General features: G+C 71.7%; 16 protein-coding genes. 8 read left to right on the forward strand and 8 right to left on the reverse strand.

The window, feature by feature from the left end; genetic code table 11:
- Positions 1 to 50: 50 nt before the first annotated feature.
- Positions 51 to 464, reverse strand: a complete 414-nt coding sequence (locus ACZ69Q_RS13555) for a roadblock/LC7 domain-containing protein (protein WP_393512925.1) — start codon at positions 462 to 464, stop codon at positions 51 to 53.
- A 97-nt stretch (positions 465 to 561) separates the two neighbouring features.
- Between ACZ69Q_RS13555 and ACZ69Q_RS13560 the strand changes: the two genes are divergently transcribed.
- Entirely contained in the window at positions 562 to 990 is a 429-nt protein-coding gene (locus ACZ69Q_RS13560; protein WP_471041126.1) for a PPOX class F420-dependent oxidoreductase, read from the forward strand.
- A 51-nt stretch (positions 991 to 1041) separates the two neighbouring features.
- Here ACZ69Q_RS13560 and ACZ69Q_RS13565 read toward each other — a convergent pair whose 3' ends face one another.
- The 5 genes from ACZ69Q_RS13565 to ACZ69Q_RS13585 form a co-directional block, all read right to left on the reverse strand.
- On the reverse strand, positions 1042 to 1674 hold the full coding sequence (locus ACZ69Q_RS13565) for a GTP-binding protein (protein ID WP_471041128.1): 633 nt from the start codon (positions 1672 to 1674) through the stop codon (positions 1042 to 1044).
- A gap of 230 nt (positions 1675 to 1904) precedes the next feature.
- Complete coding sequence (locus tag ACZ69Q_RS13570) at positions 1905 to 2318, reverse strand: DUF742 domain-containing protein (protein ID WP_471041541.1); 414 nt, start codon at positions 2316 to 2318, stop codon at positions 1905 to 1907.
- Positions 2319 to 2341: 23 nt separating this feature from the next.
- Positions 2342 to 2815, reverse strand: a complete 474-nt coding sequence (locus tag ACZ69Q_RS13575) for a roadblock/LC7 domain-containing protein (RefSeq protein ID WP_471041130.1) — start codon at positions 2813 to 2815, stop codon at positions 2342 to 2344.
- Positions 2812 to 5370 carry a sensor histidine kinase gene (locus tag ACZ69Q_RS13580; protein WP_471041132.1) on the reverse strand — a complete coding sequence of 853 codons (2559 nt, stop codon included), beginning with the start codon at positions 5368 to 5370 and terminating at the stop codon, positions 2812 to 2814. The genes ACZ69Q_RS13575 and ACZ69Q_RS13580 overlap by 4 nt, the downstream gene beginning before the upstream one ends.
- A 65-nt stretch (positions 5371 to 5435) precedes the next feature.
- Positions 5436 to 6209: an MHYT domain-containing protein gene (locus tag ACZ69Q_RS13585; protein WP_471041134.1), complete on the reverse strand. Its 774-nt coding sequence runs from the start codon at positions 6207 to 6209 to the stop codon at positions 5436 to 5438.
- A gap of 152 nt (positions 6210 to 6361) precedes the next feature.
- On the opposite strand from ACZ69Q_RS13585, the gene ACZ69Q_RS13590 reads away from it, so the two are divergent.
- Positions 6362 to 6961, forward strand: coding sequence for a class I SAM-dependent methyltransferase (locus ACZ69Q_RS13590; protein WP_471041135.1), 600 nt, complete (start codon positions 6362 to 6364; stop codon positions 6959 to 6961).
- 156 nt (positions 6962 to 7117) lie between these two features.
- On the opposite strand, the gene ACZ69Q_RS13595 is transcribed toward ACZ69Q_RS13590, so the two are convergent.
- Positions 7118 to 7900 (reverse strand): alpha/beta fold hydrolase, encoded by a 783-nt coding sequence (locus ACZ69Q_RS13595; protein ID WP_471041136.1) that lies wholly within the window; start codon positions 7898 to 7900, stop codon positions 7118 to 7120.
- Positions 7901 to 8013: 113 nt separating this feature from the next.
- Here ACZ69Q_RS13595 and ACZ69Q_RS13600 point away from each other — a divergent pair, with 113 nt between their 5' ends.
- The 4 genes from ACZ69Q_RS13600 (at position 8014) to ACZ69Q_RS13615 (ending at position 12186) form a co-directional block, all read left to right on the forward strand.
- Positions 8014 to 8538: a PadR family transcriptional regulator gene (locus tag ACZ69Q_RS13600; RefSeq protein WP_471041137.1), complete on the forward strand. Its 525-nt coding sequence runs from the start codon at positions 8014 to 8016 to the stop codon at positions 8536 to 8538.
- Between the two features lie 201 nt (positions 8539 to 8739).
- On the forward strand, positions 8740 to 9036 hold the full coding sequence (locus ACZ69Q_RS13605) for a hypothetical protein (protein ID WP_471041139.1): 297 nt from the start codon (positions 8740 to 8742) through the stop codon (positions 9034 to 9036).
- A 137-nt stretch (positions 9037 to 9173) separates the two neighbouring features.
- The gene (locus tag ACZ69Q_RS13610) at positions 9174 to 10193 is read left to right on the forward strand and encodes a hypothetical protein (RefSeq protein WP_471041141.1); all 1020 of its coding nucleotides are present in this window, start codon (positions 9174 to 9176) and stop codon (positions 10191 to 10193) included.
- Between the two features lie 598 nt (positions 10194 to 10791).
- Entirely contained in the window at positions 10792 to 12186 is a 1395-nt protein-coding gene (locus ACZ69Q_RS13615; RefSeq protein ID WP_471041143.1) for a tannase/feruloyl esterase family alpha/beta hydrolase, read from the forward strand.
- Positions 12187 to 12189: 3 nt separating this feature from the next.
- On the opposite strand, the gene ACZ69Q_RS13620 is transcribed toward ACZ69Q_RS13615, so the two are convergent.
- Positions 12190 to 12372: a hypothetical protein gene (locus ACZ69Q_RS13620; RefSeq protein ID WP_471041145.1), complete on the reverse strand. Its 183-nt coding sequence runs from the start codon at positions 12370 to 12372 to the stop codon at positions 12190 to 12192.
- Between the two features lie 347 nt (positions 12373 to 12719).
- Here ACZ69Q_RS13620 and ACZ69Q_RS13625 point away from each other — a divergent pair, with 347 nt between their 5' ends.
- Positions 12720 to 15575: a DEAD/DEAH box helicase gene (locus tag ACZ69Q_RS13625; protein ID WP_471041146.1), complete on the forward strand. Its 2856-nt coding sequence runs from the start codon at positions 12720 to 12722 to the stop codon at positions 15573 to 15575.
- Complete coding sequence (locus ACZ69Q_RS13630) at positions 15572 to 16864, forward strand: SWIM zinc finger family protein (protein ID WP_471041148.1); 1293 nt, start codon at positions 15572 to 15574, stop codon at positions 16862 to 16864. The genes ACZ69Q_RS13625 and ACZ69Q_RS13630 overlap by 4 nt, the downstream gene beginning before the upstream one ends.
- The last annotated feature ends 89 nt before the right edge of the window (positions 16865 to 16953 follow it).

Raw genomic sequence — 16953 nt, forward strand, 5'->3', positions numbered from 1 at the left:
TCTCGTGGCGGGCCTGTGGATAACTCCACGGGGGGTGACGAATCAGCAGGTCAGAGGTCCGTCAGCGGCGCCCGTTCGGGCTGTCGGGATTCAACGTCGAGGTGCTCGCCGACCCGATTGACGAGCAGGGTCATCTCGTAGGCGATCTGACCGATGTCGGCCTCCGCGCCGCTGAGCACGCACAGACAGCTTCCGGTGCCCGCCGCGGTCACGAACAGGACGGCGTCGTCGAACTCGACCATCGTCTGACGCACTCTGCCCGCGCCGAAGTGCCGTCCCGATCCCTTGGCCAGGCTGTGCAGCCCGGACGAGACGGCGGCGAGGTGCTCGGCGTCCTCGCGTCGCAGGCCCGTACTCGCACCCGTCACCAGACCGTCGTTCGACAGCACCAGCGCGTGTCGCACATGGTCGACACGTTTCGTCAGATCGTCCAGCAGCCAGTCCAGCCCCTGGTTCTGCGCCATGATCCGGTCTCCCCGTGTAGATGTCTCCCCCTGCACCGGAGGATCTCTTTCGCCACCCTTCCCGACAATCCGGCCCTCGGGCAAGGAGGATGGGGGCATGGCGAAGAAGATGACCGATGAGGAATGGCGGGCGTTCGTCTCGCACGGCACGCGCACCGCGAAGCTGTCGACCGTGCGGGCGGACGGGAGTCCGCATGTGACGCCGATCTGGTTCGTGCTCGACGGTGACGAGCTGGTGTTCAACACTGGCAGTTCGAGCGTGAAGGGCCGCAATGTGGTCCGGGACGGCCGGGTGGCGCTGTGCGTGGACGACGACCGGCCGCCGTACTCCTTCGTGGTGCTCCAGGGCCGCGCCCGGGTCTCGGAGGATCTTGAGGAGCTGAAGCACTGGGCGAGTCGCATCGGGGCGCGCTACATGGGTGAGGAACGCGCCGAGGAGTTCGGTGCCCGCAACGGCGTCCCGGGGGAACTCCTCGTCCGCGTCACGATCGACAAGGTGCTGGCGGAGCAGGACGTCGCCGACTGAGCGCGCCCCCGGGGGCCGGCCGGCCCCCGCCGTAGAAGCCGTCGAAAGCGGTCAGCTCACGGAGTTGAGCAGCCGGGCGGTGTGCATCCGCCCGGCGTACTCGACGAGTCGGATCAGCACCTCCTTCCCCGAGTCGCGGTCCCGGGCGTCACAGAGCACTACCGGGGTTCCCCGGTCCAGGTCGAGGGCGCGGGAGACGTCGTGGGCGCCGTACGTCCGGGCGCCCGCGAAGCAGTTGACGGCCACGACGAACGGGATGTGCCGGTGCTCGAAGAAGTCCACGGCGGGGAAGCAGTCCTCCAGGCGACGGGTGTCCGCGAGGACCACCGCGCCCAGGGCGCCCTGCGCCAGCTCGTCCCACAGGAACCAGAAGCGGTCCTGCCCCGGAGTGCCGAAGAGGTACAGCGACAGGCCTGAGCGGATGGTGATGCGCCCGAAGTCCATGGCGACTGTCGTGGTGACCTTCCGGTCCACGCCTCCGGTGTCGTCGACGAGCTGACCGGCTTCGCTCAGCATCTCCTCGGTGCGCAGCGGCCTGATCTCGCTGACCGCGCCCACCAGGGTGGTCTTGCCCACGCCGAATCCGCCGGCGACAAGTATCTTGAGCGCCAGCGCGGCCGAGTCGCCGTCGGAGGCGTCAGCGGCGTCAGAGTGCACGTAGTGCTCGGATTGCTCGGAGACCATCGATCACTTCTCTCGGGAGTACCGGCATCGGTCGACGTTGCTGTGCGAAGCCGATCAGTCGCTGTGCGAAGTCAGCATCATGACAACTGAGCCCACCCCGCGCGGGATTGGACCGCTTTTTCCCTGATGTGACCGTCTCGTTCCCGTTCGATGCCCGTACGGGTGCACGAGTGACGTCTCACGGGAACGGCTCGTTCGGAAATCTCCATCACGGGGCCCTGCCATCTCGTCTACAGCGCTCGCAGTCCTTCGATCACCTCGCGCAGGATCCGTTCGTCGGGAAGCTGCGCGGGCGGTACCGGGCGGCTAACGGTGACGCGGCCCCGCTCCATGAGGTCGCCTAGAAGCACCCTGACGACGCCCACGGGGAGATCGGCGCCTGCGGCGAGTTCGGCGACCGACTGCGTCTCCGGTCGACACAGCTCGATAAGGGCCCGGTGTTCCGGCCCGAGCGTGCTGTCGTCGTCGGTGCCGCGCGCGCTGCCGGCCAACGTGACGAGGGCGATCAGGTCGAAACGCACCCCGGCGGGGCCGGGTTCGGTGCGTCCGCCCGTCATGGCGTACGGGCGGACCAGAGGCCCGGCTTCGCCGTCGTACCACTGGCTGCCCTGCTCGTGCCGGGAGGTCGTCGTGTCGTCGTTCATCTGCGCCGGACCGCCCTTCCTGCTCATCGCGCGGCGGGTGGTCGCGCGGCGGCTCGCGGAGGTGTGTAGAGGTGTTCACCGACCCGCTTGACCAGGCGTGCCATCTCGTACGCCACCAGCCCGATGTCGGCGGTCACGGCGCTGAGCACGGCGATGCAGGACCCGTCGCCCGCCGCGGCGACGAACAGGAAGGCGTCGTCCATCTCCACCATCGTCTGGCGGACCCCACCGGCGCCGAAGTGCCGGCCCGCGCCCTTGGCCAGGCTGTGGAAGCCGGAGGCGACCGCGGCGAGATGCTCGGCGTCCTCGCGGCGCAGATCGGTGGACGCGCCGACGGCGAGTCCGTCGTTGGACAGCACCACGGCGTGCCGCACCTCGCTCACGCGTTGCACCAAGTCGTCCAGCAGCCAGTCGAGTTCGCGGGACCTCCCCCACTCTCGGCTTCGCTCGATCGGGGGGACCCCCTCGGCCGCTCTCATGCTCGGATCCTGGATCATGCGGGGTCTCCTTCACTGCTGCTGTCGCCGCGCGGTGCGGATTCGGGGTCGCCTCGACCGGGCTGCCTGCCACCGCCGCGCGCCCAGCCGTCGCGGTAGGCCACCATGCGGTCCCTGACGAGGTCGGGGGTGCGCCGGTCGTCGTCGTGGGAGGCGGTTGCTCCCGGCTGTTCCGCGGAGCGTCCCTCGCGCAACTGGGGAGCGAGGTTCGCCTGGCGTACGCGGCGGGGGAGGTCGTCGGAGGCTTCGGAGTCGTGGGGCGGCCGGTGCAGTCTCAAGGTGGTGACTCCGGGGGGTGCGGTGTGGTTCCTGGTCTCCGTCGCGGCCGGCGTGGCCGTCGCGGCTGTCCCTGCCGTCGCGGACGGCGTCAGCGCCGGCCGGTCGGCGACCGCGTGGACGGGGTCCTGGTGCCGCTGGGGAGCGGGCACGCGCGCGTGCTCGGTCCCTGTCGGCCGCTGGGCGTCCGCCGCGGCGTCGAGGGAACGTTCCGCCGAGGCGCTGTGCAGCAGGGCCGTGGGCAGCAGGACGACGGCGGTGGTGCCGCCGTAGGGCGAGGTGCGCAGGTGCACCTTGATGCCGTGCCGGGCCGCGAGCCTGCTGACCACGAAGAGGCCGAGGCGGTCACTGTCGAACAGGTCGAGCGCCTCGGACTGTTCGATGCGCCGGTTGGCCTCCGCCAGGGTCTCCTTGCCCATGCCGAGCCCGCGGTCCTCGACCTCGACGGCGTATCCGTTGCCGACGGGCTCGCCGACGATGCGCACGCGCGTGTGGGGAGGCGAGAACTGGGCGCCGTTCTCGACGAGTTCGGCGAGCAGGTGGGTGACGTCGGCGACGGCCGCGCCGATCACGGACACCTCGGGGAGCTGACGTACCTCCACGCGCGCGTAGTCCTCGACTTCGGAGACGGCCGCGCGCACCACGTCGGTCAGCGAGACCGGAATCCGCCAGGCCCGTCCGGGCGCCGCCCCGGAGAGGATGATCAGGCTCTCGGCGTGCCGTCGCATACGCGTGGTGAGGTGGTCGAGCCGGAAGAGGTCGCTGAGTTCGTTCGGGTCGTCGGAGCGCCGCTCCATGCTGTCCAGCAGGCTGAGTTGACGGTGTACGAGCACCTGGCTGCGACGGGCGAGGTTGACGAAGACCCCGGAGATGCCGCTGGCGAGTTCGGCGCGCTCCACGGCCGCTCTGAGGGCGGCGCGGTGCACAGTGCCGAGGGCCTCGCCGACCTGCCCCGCCTCGTCCTCGGCGGGTGGTCCGGGCGGCGCCTCGGCACGGATGTCGATCTCCTCACCGGCGCGCAGCTTCCGCATGGCCTCGGGGAGTTTGCGCCGGGCGATCTCAAGGGCGCTGTTTCGCAGGCTCACCAGCTCGACGACGAGGCCTCGGCCGATACGTACGGAGATCACGAGCGAGGCGGCGACAGCCACCAGGCCGAGGAGTACGGCGGCCCCGGCCGGGGTGAGCAGGCCGCGGGCGAACGGGTCGGCACGCTCGGCGACATCGTGCCCGGCGTCCCGCTCGATGGCCCGCATGGCGCCCTGCACGCGTGCGTGTGCCTTGTTCCAGTCGGTGTCCGTCGCCGCGTCGATCGCTTTCGCGCCCGGTGCCGCGGCGAGGACCCCGTCCTCGACGGCCGCCAGGCTCGCGTAGTCGCCGCCGGCTGCGATGCTCTGCCAGGCTGCGCTTTCCGGGCCGCGCAGGTCCGCGACGGCGGATTCGGTGAGCGTACGACGGGTGTCGACGGCGCCGGTGAACAGCCGCAGCCGCTCTCCGTCGACGCGTCCGGCGAGGCGTGCGCTGTCCAGCACCACGTCCTCGCGGGCCAACGCTTCACCCGCGCGGGCGAATTCGAGCAGCACGCGCGCGTCCGAGCCGAGCTCGGCGTCCTGGATGCCGGAGAGTGCGCCGTCCACCGAGAACGCGGTGGCGATCGTCGCGGTGTATCGCCCGTAGACCTCGTCCCACCCCGAACGGCGGTCGAGCGCTGCACTTCGCACGGCCTTTAGCTGCTCCGCGCCGCTGACGAACTCCTTGAGTCGCCCGGCCACTCCGGTGGGGAACTCTCCGCTGTCGGCGACGGTGTTGCGGTCCCCGAGCCGCAGCCGGGCAACGGCCCTGTCCGTGTCCTGCGCGCGCTTCCTCAACTCGTCGCTCCGTCCGGCGGACGGAGCGGTCGCGTAGCGCACGGCGGCCGCGCGTTCGGCCTGAAGGGCGCTCACGGCGACCGCGACGGGCTCCCTGATCTCGGAGTCGACGCGCTGCAACTGGCGCAGCCTGGCGACGTCCTGCGCCGTCGTGACGGTGGCGTAGGCCCACAGGGCCAGCAGGGAAACGACGGGCACCATGAGCAGACAAATGATCTTGGCGCGGACGGTGCGCGGCCGTATCCGCCAGCCCTGCACGCGCGTGGAGGGCTCGGGCGGGTCGTCCTGCGGTGCACCCGGGGCCTGTGCAGGCCCTTCGTCGGCCGGCGGTCCGGCATGGGCTCGGCGGCCGCGCACCGGCGGCGTGGACGGCGTGTCGGCGCCGGCTGCGGTGGTCCTGCGGGGTGTGCGCATGGCCTCCTCGCTCTGAAGTGGTTCGGGGGCGTGCTTCCCGGGCCCTCGCCCGTCCGGGTCCGGCGCTAGCCGACGACGCTCTCGGCCGACCGCTGGGCCGACGCGGACGCTTCCCGCTCCCCCGTGGCGGGTGACAGCGCGACGAAGGCGGACGTCAGGAAGAGGTAGGACCCGAGGCCGACGGCGAGGGGGAAGATGAACTGCATCGCCGTGGCCCCGGGCAGGACCTCGTCGGACGGTGTGACGTCGACGCCGACCGCGAACATGCCGGTGTAGTGCATGCTGCTGACCGCGGCGCCCATGATCAACGAGGCGATGGTGACGGCGACGGGCGACTTAATGTTGAGCGCAGCCCACAGGGCCGCCGTCGCCGCGACCACGGCGATCAGCACGGAGAGCCCGACGAGCAGCGGGTCGTAGGTGACGTCGCCGTGGAGTCGCACGGCGGCCATCCCCAGGTAGTGCATGCTCGCGACGCCGAGCCCGGTGGTGAGCCCGCCCAGGAAGAGCGCGCGCGTACGGTCACGGCTGAAACCGACGGCGAAGACGCCGGCACATACGACGAGCATGGCGACGAGCAGGCTCAGGATGGTGAGCGGCACGTCGTAGCGGATGTCGGTGCCGCTGACGCTGAAGCCCAGCATGGCCACGAAGTGCATGGTCCAGATGCCGGTGCCGATCGCCGAGGCGGCGGTGACCAGCCAGTTGCGGCGCGAGCGGCCGGTGGCGTCGAGCGCGCGGACGGTACAGCGCAGGCCGAGCGCGGCGCCGGTGCAGGCCATCACATACGACAGCACGGGTGTCAGCCAGCCGAGGGCGGCATGGTCCAGGTGTCCCATGGCCCCGGGACGCTAGTCGGAGCAAGGGCGCACGAGGGGGGCGCATTTCGAAAGCTGTTGGAATATGACGTGGTGATGCACCGGAACGACCGCGTCACGCTCGAACGTGTGCACAGCGGCGTCATCCGTGCCGGTGAGGGATCATGCGGAGCATGAGCGACGACCACACACACGTGCAGGAGTTCTTCACCGCCCGCGCCGCCGACTGGGACAGCCGGTTCCCCGACGACGGGCCCGCCTACGCGGCCGCGGTCGCCGAGCTCGCGCTGCGCGAGGGGGCTCGCGTGCTCGACGCGGGATGCGGCACCGGGCGCGCCCTGCCACCGCTGCGTGCCGCCGTGGGGCCCACGGGAGTGGTCCTGGGGGCCGATCTCACCCCGGCCATGCTGGAAGCCGCCGTGCGGGCCGGACGCGGTGCGGACGGACAGTTGCTGCTCGCCGACGTGTCCGCCCTGCCGGTGCGGTCGGAGTCGCTCGACGCCGTGTTCGCGGCCGGCCTCATCGCGCACCTGCCCAACCCCGCCGAGAACTTGCGGGAGCTGGCCCGCGTGGTGCGCCCCGGCGGCGTGCTCGCGCTCTTCCACCCGATCGGCAGGGCGGCACTCGCGGCACGCCAGGGTCGGCAGATCACACCCGAGGACCTTCGCGCCGAGCCCAACCTCCGGCCACTGCTGGCCGGTTCGGGGTGGCGCATGACGTCGTACGTCGACGAGGCCGACCGCTTCCTGGCCCTGGCCGTACGGGAGGCATGACGGCACGGGCCCGGCGTCGACGGCCGCGCCGGGAGACGTAACGGCTCAGTCCGGCCTGGGGCGGCTGCCGCGAAGGCGTGACGGCTCAGGTCCAACCCGGGGCGGCTGCCGCGAAGGCGTGACGGCTCAGGTCCGTCCGGCGACGCCCGCGCCGGCTCACGTCCACCCGGCGACGGCAGCCGCGAAGGCGTCGGGGTTGTCGAACATGACGTTGTGGCCGGCGCCGGGCACGGTCACCACGCGTACGCCTGCCGCCTCCAGGGCTTCCCTGCCGGGGAGTTCACCGCTGAGCTCGCCCTGAAGGTAGACGCGGTCGATCGACAGCCCTTCGAGGATGTCGCGCATGATCGGCTCGGAGCCACGCCTCAGCCCGACGGCGCTACGGTGCAGGGCGCGCGGGTCGGCGAGCCGCATGGTCGCCGCCCACAGGGGTCCGACCGCTTCCAGCACGCGCGCGTACGCCCCTCCGACGAAGTCGTCCTCGGCATAGGCCGTGATCCATGCGCTCCCCGCGGCAGGCGGGGGCGAGGCGTCGAGGTTGGCCTCGGTGAGGACCAGACGGGAGACGAGGTCGGGCCGGCGATCTGCCAGCACGATGGCCACGGAACCTCCCATGCTGTGCGCGATCAGTTCGGCGTCCCTCACCGTCGCCGCGTCCATGGCCGCCGCCAGCGCGTCGGCGTGATCCTCCAGGGTGTAGCCGAAGTGCTCCGGCCGGTCGCTGATGCCGTGCCCCGGCAGGTCCACGAACAGGCTCCGGCGGCCGGCCAGTTCGGGCCTTGCCGCGATGTGGGCGTGGTACACGGAGGAAATCGATCCCAGCCCGTGCACGTACACGCGCGCGGGGCCCTGTTCGGACGCCTTGGTCTCCAAGGCCGCCGTCTCTGTCTCCGTCCAGCGGATACAGCCGCCCTTGCCGTCGAATTCGGCCTGCCTCATTGCGCCCCCATGGTGTCGTGTTCGACTCACGACTATATACATCGGTATCGAGGTATCAAGTTTTCGATGTACCTGACTTTCGATATACAGCGGATCCGGGCAACAATGTGGGCATGCTTGAGCTCGCCATCCTCGGCTTCCTTCACGACACCCCGCTCCATGGCTACGAGCTGCGCAAACGCATCGCAGCCCTGACCGGGCACGTGAAGCCGGTCGCCGAGAGCACGCTGTACCCCGCGATCAAGCGACTGGAGAGGGCGGACCTGCTGGCCCGGACCACGGAGCCCGGATCAGTGGCCGCCCCGCGGCATGTGCTGACCCTGACCGAGGACGGCCGCCGGGAACTGCGCCGTCGGCTTGCCGAACCCGACCCGCGTGACATCAGCGACGAGAACCGCTGGTTCACGGTGCTCGCGTTCCTCCGGCACCTGGAGGACCCGGCCGCCCAGTCCGCCGTACTGCGGCGCCGGCTGGCCTTCCTGGAGGAGCCCGCGAGCTTCTTCTACGACGGCGACCGACCGCTGGGCGCCGAGGAACTGGACGATCCCTTCCGGCGCGGCATTCTGACCATCGCGCGGGCCACGTCCCGGGCCGAGCTCACCTGGCTGCGCGAAACGATCGCGTCACTCGACGACTGAGCACGAGATGGGCAGCAGAGGCGCGAGAGGGCTCACGAGCACGGAGAGACCGTCAGGGCGACCTCCCGCGCGCGGCATTCGAGCCGCTGCGAGCCCTTCACCGCGTCGTCCCCCTTCTGCCGCCGAGGCTCCAACTCTACGTTGATTAGCATGAGATGAACGATCAACAAGGGCACCACAAAGAGGGGGAAGGTGGTCAATATGTGGGGCAGGGTGCGCAAGTCGTGGGTGGGATTCGTGCATGCCTTTCGCGCGGAGCCGGAGACCGGCCACGACAGGCACACGCACAACCTGTTCGAAGCCGCCGCGGTCTACGTGTCGGCCTGCGCGGAGGACAACCAGGATCAGATCGACGAGGCGGCCGCCTGGGTGTCACCGGAAGCCCTGTCGTTCGGGGTGAACGAGCTGGCGTGCCGGGCCGTGATCGCGCTCGCCCGGGAGCGCGATGAGTCACCGCAGACCGTGGCCCGAGCCCTTCTCGGGCTCCCGGCCGCCTGACAGCGTTGGCAAAATAACGGGCGTTTCGCCCCGTCCGGCCGGAAAACTGCAGCTCCGGGTGTGCCTGGGAGTCGTGACAAGCGGCTTCCGGTCGCACTAGGGTGCGCGCCGATGGACGAACCGATGGGGAGGCTGGGATGGCCGGGACGGACGAAGAGGCCGTCGCCGCCGCGGACGATGCGCTCTACGTGCTCACGGCGGTGTTGCTGACGCCGGCGAAGTTCCCGAGCGTGCTGGGCGACGACTATCCGGAGGCCTGTGCGGCGCTCGGCATGGCGCCGCTCGCCGACGGCTACGGCCTGGTCCTCGGCCAGGACGGCGACGGCGCTCGATGGACCGTCGTCATCGACGACGTCTCCCTGGTCGCCGTCGCCATCGCGTCCTGGGACTGTGGCATGGAGTACGACCTGTCACCCGACGAACGCACGGTCGTCGCCGCTCTGCCCGGCTGGCCGCTGGCCGTCGCCGTCGCCGCGCCCAATGTGCCGCCACCGCACGATCCCGGCCCCGAGATCGCGGACGGTCCGCCGCTGACGCCACCGGACACCAGCGTGTGGGGCCCGGCGCAACGGCGTCTGGGCGCGGACGAGATCGCGCTGCAATGGGCGACCTGGCGGGACCAGATCGACGACAGCGAGTTCGCTACGCCGGGCGGATCGTCGACGGCGGGCGGCGCCTCGGCGGCAGGCGAAGCATCGGTGCCGGGTGGCTCGTCGACGGCGGACGGTGCGCCGACGGGAGACGGTGCGCCGGACGCCGCCGAGGTCGTGGGCGAGAGCGCGGACTCGGGCGCGGGCGAAAGCGAGAGCGCGGGCGAGCAGCCCGCGAACGCCGGCACGGGCGCGAAGAGTGACCGGGCCGGGACCGGGCAGGCCGAGAAGCCGGGCGGCCACAGCGGCATCCTGCGAGTCCTCGCGGAGGCACGCGCGTACGTCGACTCCCCGCCGCCCCTCGGCCGCGTCCGGTCGTCGTTCGCCCCCGGCGACGCACGAACCCTGCGCGCGGACGGCCCGGGCTGGTCGCTCGTCGCCAGGACCGACGACATCGCGTTCGTGCTCCTGGACGACGAACCCGGCGAGGTCCTGCCCGTGGGCCGCGGACCGGAGCTGCCGGGGCTCCTGGAAGCGCTGGACAAGATGGCCGTACGCCCGATCTGAGCCCGCGCGCGGGGCGACGCACCGGCGGGTGCCGGCGGGTGCCGGCGGGTGCCCACCCCACACCTCGAAGGCCCTGGAGGGACGGCAGCGACGCGTGCTGCCGCGCCGACCCGGCGCACGGCGGTCACGCGCGACGGACAGCGGCCACGAGCCACGTACGGCAGCGACACGTGGCTGGCACCCGTGGCCGATCACCGGCGCTGCCCGGTGGCGCCCCCAGCGGCCGCCGGTGACCTGTAGCGGCCGACGATGACCCGAGCGGCCAGCGGTGACCCCCAGCGGCCGGCGATGACCGGCGTGCGCGAGACCGCCGAGCGAGCCTTACCTCCGCCCCCGAACCACCGCCATGCGGGTGCCCGGGTCGCGTGCCGGGGTCGCGTTCGGGGCGGCCACGGCCGGGCAGCCCGGCGAACGCGCCGACGCTCACCCCGGCAACACCGCCGACCCCCTCCAGCCCCCTGTCCCGAAACCCCACCTCAGGGCAGCGTTCCATGTGGGCCCAACCCATGGCTGGCGCGGAACCGGACACGCACCATGAGGCAGCTTTCGCGGTTCCGCCGTTTCCGATGCTCCGTCTCCCTTCTGCCAGGAGGCCCTCATGCGCCTGTCCCGTGCTGTTCCGTTCGTCGCCGCCACGCTGCTGGCCGCGGCCGTGAGCGGACCGACTCCGGCATTTGCCACGGCAGTTGGCGAGGGGCACTGCACCCACCAGGACCGCGTGCGGGTGCCGGACGCGGCCCTCCAGCAGAGCGCCTGCCTCCCGGATCTGACGACGACCGCACTCGCCGGCACCCCCTACACCGACATGGCCGACCAGGCCGGGCTGACGGCGCGCGGCACCCGGACCCCGGTCGGCGTTCCCGGGATCCAGCTCGACGGCTACTTCCCCGACTCCTCCCGGTTCAACGCCACACACGGCTGGCAGCACGACGCGCAGTTCGTGATCCGGTTGCCGGACCGGTGGAACGGCGGACTCGTCGTCACCGGCGCCCCGGGCACCCGCAAGCAGTACGCCACCGACACGGCGATCTCCGACCAGGTACTCGCCCTGGGCTACGCCTACGCCGCGACCGACAAGGGCAACAGCGGTGCCGACTTCTACCGGGACGGCAAGCGACCCGGTGACGCGGTCGCCGAGTGGAACGCGCGGACCACCCAGCTCACCCGGGCCGCCCGCAAGGCGGTGGCCCAGCGCTACGGGCACACCCCCCGTCGCACCTACATGACCGGCATCTCCAACGGCGGGTACCTGACGCGCTGGCAGCTCGAGAACCATCCCGAGCTGTACGACGGCGGGGTGGACTGGGAAGGCGCCCTTTGGACCACGGACGGCCCCAGCCTGCTCACCTCCCTGCCCACGGCGGTGGCGCGCATGCTCGGCTCCGCCCGGGACGAGGACCTGTACGGGGCCGGCTTCGCGCGCGGCTCGGAGTTCCTGTGGCCGTACCACGAGCGGGCCTACTGGGGGGTCACCCAGAAGATCTACCGCGCCGAGTTCGACCCGGCGTACGACCCCGGCTGCCCCGGCCCGACAGCCGGAACCACACCGGCGCAGATCCTGGCGCCGTGCGCGTCCGACGCCACGTACGACTACGCGTCGCGCCCCGCGTCGGTCCACCGTGCCGTGGCCCGCGTCGCTCTGACCGGGCATATCGGCCGACCGCTCATCACGCTGCACGGTGATCTGGACGCGCTGCTGCCGAAGGCGGCCGACTCCGACGTGTACGCGCGCATGATCGACGCGCACGGGCGAGGCACGCTCCACCGCTACTACACGATCGCGGGCGGCACGCACGTCGACGGGCTGTACGACACCTACCCGGATCGGCTCCGGCCGATCCTGCCCTGCTACCGGTCGGCGTTCGACACGCTGGTCTCCTGGGTGGAGCGGGGCACGCGACCGCCCGCGGACCGCACCGTAGGCAGGCCCGCGAGCGGCGATGTCCTCAACTCATGCCCTCTGTCCACCCCTGTCGCGCCGGCGGCCGGGTGACCGTCAGCGACCGAGCTCCTTGCGCGAGGCACGGCGCAGCCTGCGCCGCTGTGACGGGTCGAGCGTGAGGTACGCGGCGGCCGGGACTCCCAGGACTATCAGGAGTGCGGCCCACCACGGCAGCCAGATCAGCAGGATGAGACCGGCCGCCACACCTCCCGCGGCGATCTTCGCGTTCTTCGACATGTGCGTCGCCTCCTTCGCGGCCACTGCCGCTCTCTGTCCTGAAAACGGGTCCGCGCTCCCGGCAGTTCCGGGCCGCGACCCTGAGACGACCCTGAGGTGCGGCCCCTACTGGTCGCGGAGTCCCGGGACGGCCGAGATGCGGTCGGCAGACGGTCCACGGCCCGCTCTCCACACGGCCGACGCCCAGGACTGCGCGCGGCCGACATCCCGGACTCCGCACAGGAGGAATACCCACCTCGAACAAGCATGACCCAGGTCACATGATCACCGCGCCGGACGGACTGCCGAGTGCTGTAGCCTCGACCACTCCAAGCCGAGTAGTCAAATTTGAGGAGTGCTGCAAAGCTGTGCCCAGGCTTCCCGAGGCGACACCGTCCGAGATCTCCGAACTGGCCTGCTGCTGTGCAGTTTTCGTACCCGGTGACCCCGCGCGCACCGGCCGGGTCGCCTTCTGGCGCGCTGACGGCGGCGCCGTTCCGCTCGTCGCGTCCGGGTCCGTCGAGGAGCTGGACGTCGTCCTGCCCTGCGAGGACGGTGTGGAACTGGTGGGCGTGCCGGCCGTTCTGCTTCCGGTGCGTGCCGCCCTGCCCGTCCTCACGCGTGCGCGTACTGGCACGCAGGCGCCCCGAGCAGGCGTCTTCTGGGGCTCCGCCGCCGTGCTGGCCCTGCAATTCGCGGCGCGTGGACTGCTGTTGCCAGGACTCTCACCGGAAGACCACGACGCCTGGCGGGCCGGTCCCCTTCGCCCGCAGGACGTGGAACGCATCCGCGCTCTTGCCGCCGCCATGCCGCCCGAAGCGCACGCAGTCCCCCTGGATGGCCCGGAGCCCCTGCGGCTGCCGGATCCGGAGCGGCTGCTGCGGGCCTTCCTGGACGCGGTCGCCGACGCACTCCCCCGCTCCCCGGCGGCCGAGCTCGTGACGGGTGGGCCCGCCTACGCGGCGCAGGAACCGCAGCACGCGCCCGCGCTGCGCGCGTGGGCCGCCGACGTCGCCGCGGGTCACGACGCCGGCGTACGGCTCTCCCTGCGGCTCGAGGTCCCCGGCCTCGCCGAGGCGGCGCCGAAGGCTGCACTGTCGTTCCGCGCTGTGCTCCAGGTGCACAGCGTGAGTGACCCGACCCTGGTCGCGGACGCCGCCGACGTGTGGGCGGGATCCGGCGCCTTCGGCCCCCGCGCACGGATGGATGCCCTGCTGGCGCTGCGTCGCGCGGCCCGCGCGTGGGCTCCGCTCACGCCCTTGCTGTCGGCGGCCGTACCGGACTGCGTGGAACTGGCCGACGAGGAGGTGACCGACCTGTTGAGGGAGGGCGCCCGGGCCCTCGGCGGAGCAGGCGTTGACGTGCACTGGCCGAAGCAACTGGCACGCGATCTGACCGCCCGCGCGGTGATCGGTCCGCCGGACGACGAGTTCGGGTCAGGGTCGGGCAGGCTCTCCTCGGACGGTCCGTCCTTCCTGTCCGCCGACGCGCTGCTCGCCTTCAACTGGCGGTTCGCGCTGGGCGACCGGCAGCTCACGCGGGAGGAGCTGGACCAACTGGCGGAGTCGAACCGCCCCGTGGTGCGGCTGCGCGGTCAGTGGGTCCTCGTCGACTCGCGGGAGGTGCGCCGCGCCCGCGCGCAGCAGGATCACAAACTGACGCCCATCGACGCGCTCGGCGCCGCGCTGACGGGCTCCACCGAGGTCGACGGCCGTCGGGTCGAGGTCCGGCCCACGGGCTGGCTGGCGGCGCTGCGCGAGCGCCTCGCGGACCCCGAGGGGCAGGAGCCGGTGGACCAGCCTGCCGCCCTCGCGGCCACATTGCGGGACTACCAGCGGCGAGGACTGAGTTGGCTGGCCCGGATGACGTCCCTGGGTCTGGGCTGCTGCCTGGCCGACGACATGGGCCTCGGTAAGACCATCACGCTGATCGCATTACACCTTCACCGGCAGTCCGACGCCTCGTCCGCCGGCCCGACGCTGGTGGTGTGTCCGACGTCCCTGATGGGCAACTGGCAGCGCGAGATCGAGAAGTTCGCGCCCGGCACGCGCGTGCGCCGCTTCCACGGGTCTCGGCGCGACCTGGACGCGGTGGCGGACGGGGAGTTCGTTCTCACGACGTACGGCACGATGCGCATGGACGCGCGCCGACTGGCCGAGGTGCCTTGGGGCATGGTCGTGGCGGACGAGGCCCAGCATGTGAAGAACCCGTACTCGTCGACCGCGCGGGAGCTGCGTTCGATCGGCGCACGCGCACGCGTGGCGCTCACCGGCACCCCGGTGGAGAACAACCTCTCCGAACTGTGGGCGATCCTCGACTGGACGACCCCGGGTCTGCTGGGCCGTCTCGGCACCTTCCGCGCGCGCTACGCCCAGGCCGTAGAGGGTGGGCACGACCCGGCCGCCGCGGAACGCCTCGCCCGGCTCGTAGGCCCGTTCCTGCTGCGCCGGCGCAAGTCGGACCCGGGCATCGCGCCGGAGCTCCCGCCGAAGACCGAGACCGACCGCACCGTGTCCCTCACCGCGGAACAGGCGGGCCTGTACGAAGCGGTGGTCCGCGAGACGCTCGCCGAGATTTCAGCGGCGGACAGCATGGTCCGGCGCGGCCTGATCGTGAAGCTCCTGACCGGCCTGAAGCAGATCTGCAACCACCCTGCGCAGTACCTCAAGGAGGAGCGGCCGAGGATCGCCGACCGCTCGGGAAAACTGGAACTGCTGGACGAACTGCTCGACACCATCCTCTCCGAGGAGGCGAGCGTGTTGGTCTTCACGCAGTACGTGCAGATGGGACGCCTCATCGAACAGCACCTGGCGGCACGCGGTGTGTCCTCGCAGTTCCTGCACGGCGGCACGCCCGTGGCCGAACGCGAAGCATTGGTGCGGCGCTTCCAGGACGGCGAAGTACCCGTCTTCCTGCTGTCGTTGAAGGCGGCCGGCACCGGCCTGAACCTCACCCGCGCGGAACACGTCGTGCACTACGACCGCTGGTGGAACCCCGCCGTGGAGGCGCAGGCCACCGACCGCGCGTACCGCATCGGCCAGACCCGGCCCGTACAGGTGCACCGGCTCATCGCCGAGGGAACGATCGAGGACCGCATCGCCGACATGCTCATCCGCAAGCGGGAGCTGGCCGACGCGGTGCTGGGCGCCGGCGAGGCCGCGCTCACGGAGCTGACGGACGCGGAGTTGGCCGATCTGGTGGAACTGCGAGGGGGCACGCGATGAATCGGTACGACGCCGACTTGGAGCGGACGTTCGCAGCGTTGCCGCCCGCGCACGGGAGGGGATTCGCGCAGACGTGGTGGGGCCAGGCCTGGCTCAAGGCGCTGGAGGAGACGGCGCTGGACTTGGGCCAGCTCAAGGCCGGCCGCAGGCTCGCGCGCGCCGGATCGGTCGGTGCGGTGTCGGTGCGCCCGGGACGCATCACAGCCGTGGTGCAGGGCCGTGACCGTACGGCGCACCGGGCCGACGTGCTGCTGGAGGCGCTGACCGCGGACCAGTGGGACCGTTTCCTGGACATGGCCGTGGAGAGGGCCGGGCACGTAGCGGCGCTGCTGGACCGCGAGATGCCGCCGCATCTGCTGGAGGACGCGGCGGCCACGGGCATCGAACTGCTGCCTGGCATGGGCGATCTGGAGCCGGAGTGCGGCTGCGGCGCCTGGGACCACTGCGAGCACACGGCGGCCCTCTGCTATCAGGTGGCACGGCTGCTGGACCACGATCCCTTCATCCTGCTGCTGATGCGCGGGCGGGGTGAGCGCGACCTCCTGGACGACCTCCAGGCACGCAGCGCGGCGACAGGCACGAGCCGACCCGCGCCGAACGATCGGTCCGAGCAGTCCGAGCCGGAGGGCGTGGATGCCGCGGAGGCGTATGCGATGGGCGACATACTGCCTCCGCTGCCCGCGCTCCCCGAGCTACCCGCCGAGCCGGGAACGCCGCCGACCCTGGACACCGAGACACCTCCCGGACCTGGTGTAGACCCGGACGCCCTGGAGTTCCTGGCTGCCTGCACCGCCGTGGAGGCACGTCGTCTGCTCGCGGATGCGCTGCGGATCGATCCGGAACAGCACCTGGCCGAAGCTGGGTTGCGGCTCGACCAGGACGTAGTCCGCCTCGCTGCCGGATCCCCCGCCATGAGCGTGGCCGAGCGGCTGACCGACGGTTCGGGGCGCGGCCGGGAGGGGCTTGCGACGGCCGTACGAGCCTGGAGCCTCGGAGGAGTCGCCGCACTGTCCGTGCTCGATGAGGAGTGGACCGTTCAGGGCGAGGTGCTCGCACGCGCGCGTGCCGCCCTGGAGTCGGCCTGGGACGAGGAGGATCGGCCGGCTCTGCGGGCCGAGGGCAACCGGTGGACGGTCGTGGGTGCGCCCGGACAACTGCGCCTCGGCCGGGACGGACGCTGGTGGCCCTACCGCAAAGAGCAGGGCCGCTGGACGCCCGCGGGAGGACCGGCGCAGGATCCGGCCACAGCACTCGACTCGATGCGGCTCGCGGACGAGGAGCAGGCGTAGGGCGTTGCCTGTGGCGGGACAGGGTGCCGGGGGCGCCCGTGGTGGGGCGGGGTGCCGGGGACGCCCGTGGCGGGGCGGGCGCAACCGTC

This window comes from Streptomyces sp. NPDC036764, assembly GCF_055609385.1.

Bases quoted from the DNA above. Each gene is read 5' to 3' on its own strand.
- ACZ69Q_RS13600 (WP_471041137.1), top strand. From the start codon at position 8,014: ATGCTTGAGCTCGCCATCCTCGGCTTCCTTCACGACACCCCGCTCCAT.
- ACZ69Q_RS13620 (WP_471041145.1), bottom strand. From the start codon at position 12,372: ATGTCGAAGAACGCGAAGATCGCCGCGGGAGGTGTGGCGGCCGGTCTC.
- ACZ69Q_RS13575 (WP_471041130.1), bottom strand. From the start codon at position 2,815: ATGATCCAGGATCCGAGCATGAGAGCGGCCGAGGGGGTCCCCCCGATC.
- ACZ69Q_RS13590 (WP_471041135.1), top strand. From the start codon at position 6,362: ATGAGCGACGACCACACACACGTGCAGGAGTTCTTCACCGCCCGCGCC.
- ACZ69Q_RS13565 (WP_471041128.1), bottom strand. From the start codon at position 1,674: ATGGTCTCCGAGCAATCCGAGCACTACGTGCACTCTGACGCCGCTGAC.
- ACZ69Q_RS13630 (WP_471041148.1), top strand. From the start codon at position 15,572: ATGAATCGGTACGACGCCGACTTGGAGCGGACGTTCGCAGCGTTGCCG.
- ACZ69Q_RS13615 (WP_471041143.1), top strand. From the start codon at position 10,792: ATGCGCCTGTCCCGTGCTGTTCCGTTCGTCGCCGCCACGCTGCTGGCC.
- ACZ69Q_RS13595 (WP_471041136.1), bottom strand. From the start codon at position 7,900: ATGAGGCAGGCCGAATTCGACGGCAAGGGCGGCTGTATCCGCTGGACG.
- ACZ69Q_RS13605 (WP_471041139.1), top strand. From the start codon at position 8,740: ATGTGGGGCAGGGTGCGCAAGTCGTGGGTGGGATTCGTGCATGCCTTT.
- ACZ69Q_RS13570 (WP_471041541.1), bottom strand. From the start codon at position 2,318: ATGAACGACGACACGACGACCTCCCGGCACGAGCAGGGCAGCCAGTGG.
- ACZ69Q_RS13610 (WP_471041141.1), top strand. From the start codon at position 9,174: ATGGCCGGGACGGACGAAGAGGCCGTCGCCGCCGCGGACGATGCGCTC.
- ACZ69Q_RS13585 (WP_471041134.1), bottom strand. From the start codon at position 6,209: ATGGGACACCTGGACCATGCCGCCCTCGGCTGGCTGACACCCGTGCTG.
- ACZ69Q_RS13560 (WP_471041126.1), top strand. From the start codon at position 562: ATGGCGAAGAAGATGACCGATGAGGAATGGCGGGCGTTCGTCTCGCAC.
- ACZ69Q_RS13555 (WP_393512925.1), bottom strand. From the start codon at position 464: ATGGCGCAGAACCAGGGGCTGGACTGGCTGCTGGACGATCTGACGAAA.
- ACZ69Q_RS13580 (WP_471041132.1), bottom strand. From the start codon at position 5,370: ATGCGCACACCCCGCAGGACCACCGCAGCCGGCGCCGACACGCCGTCC.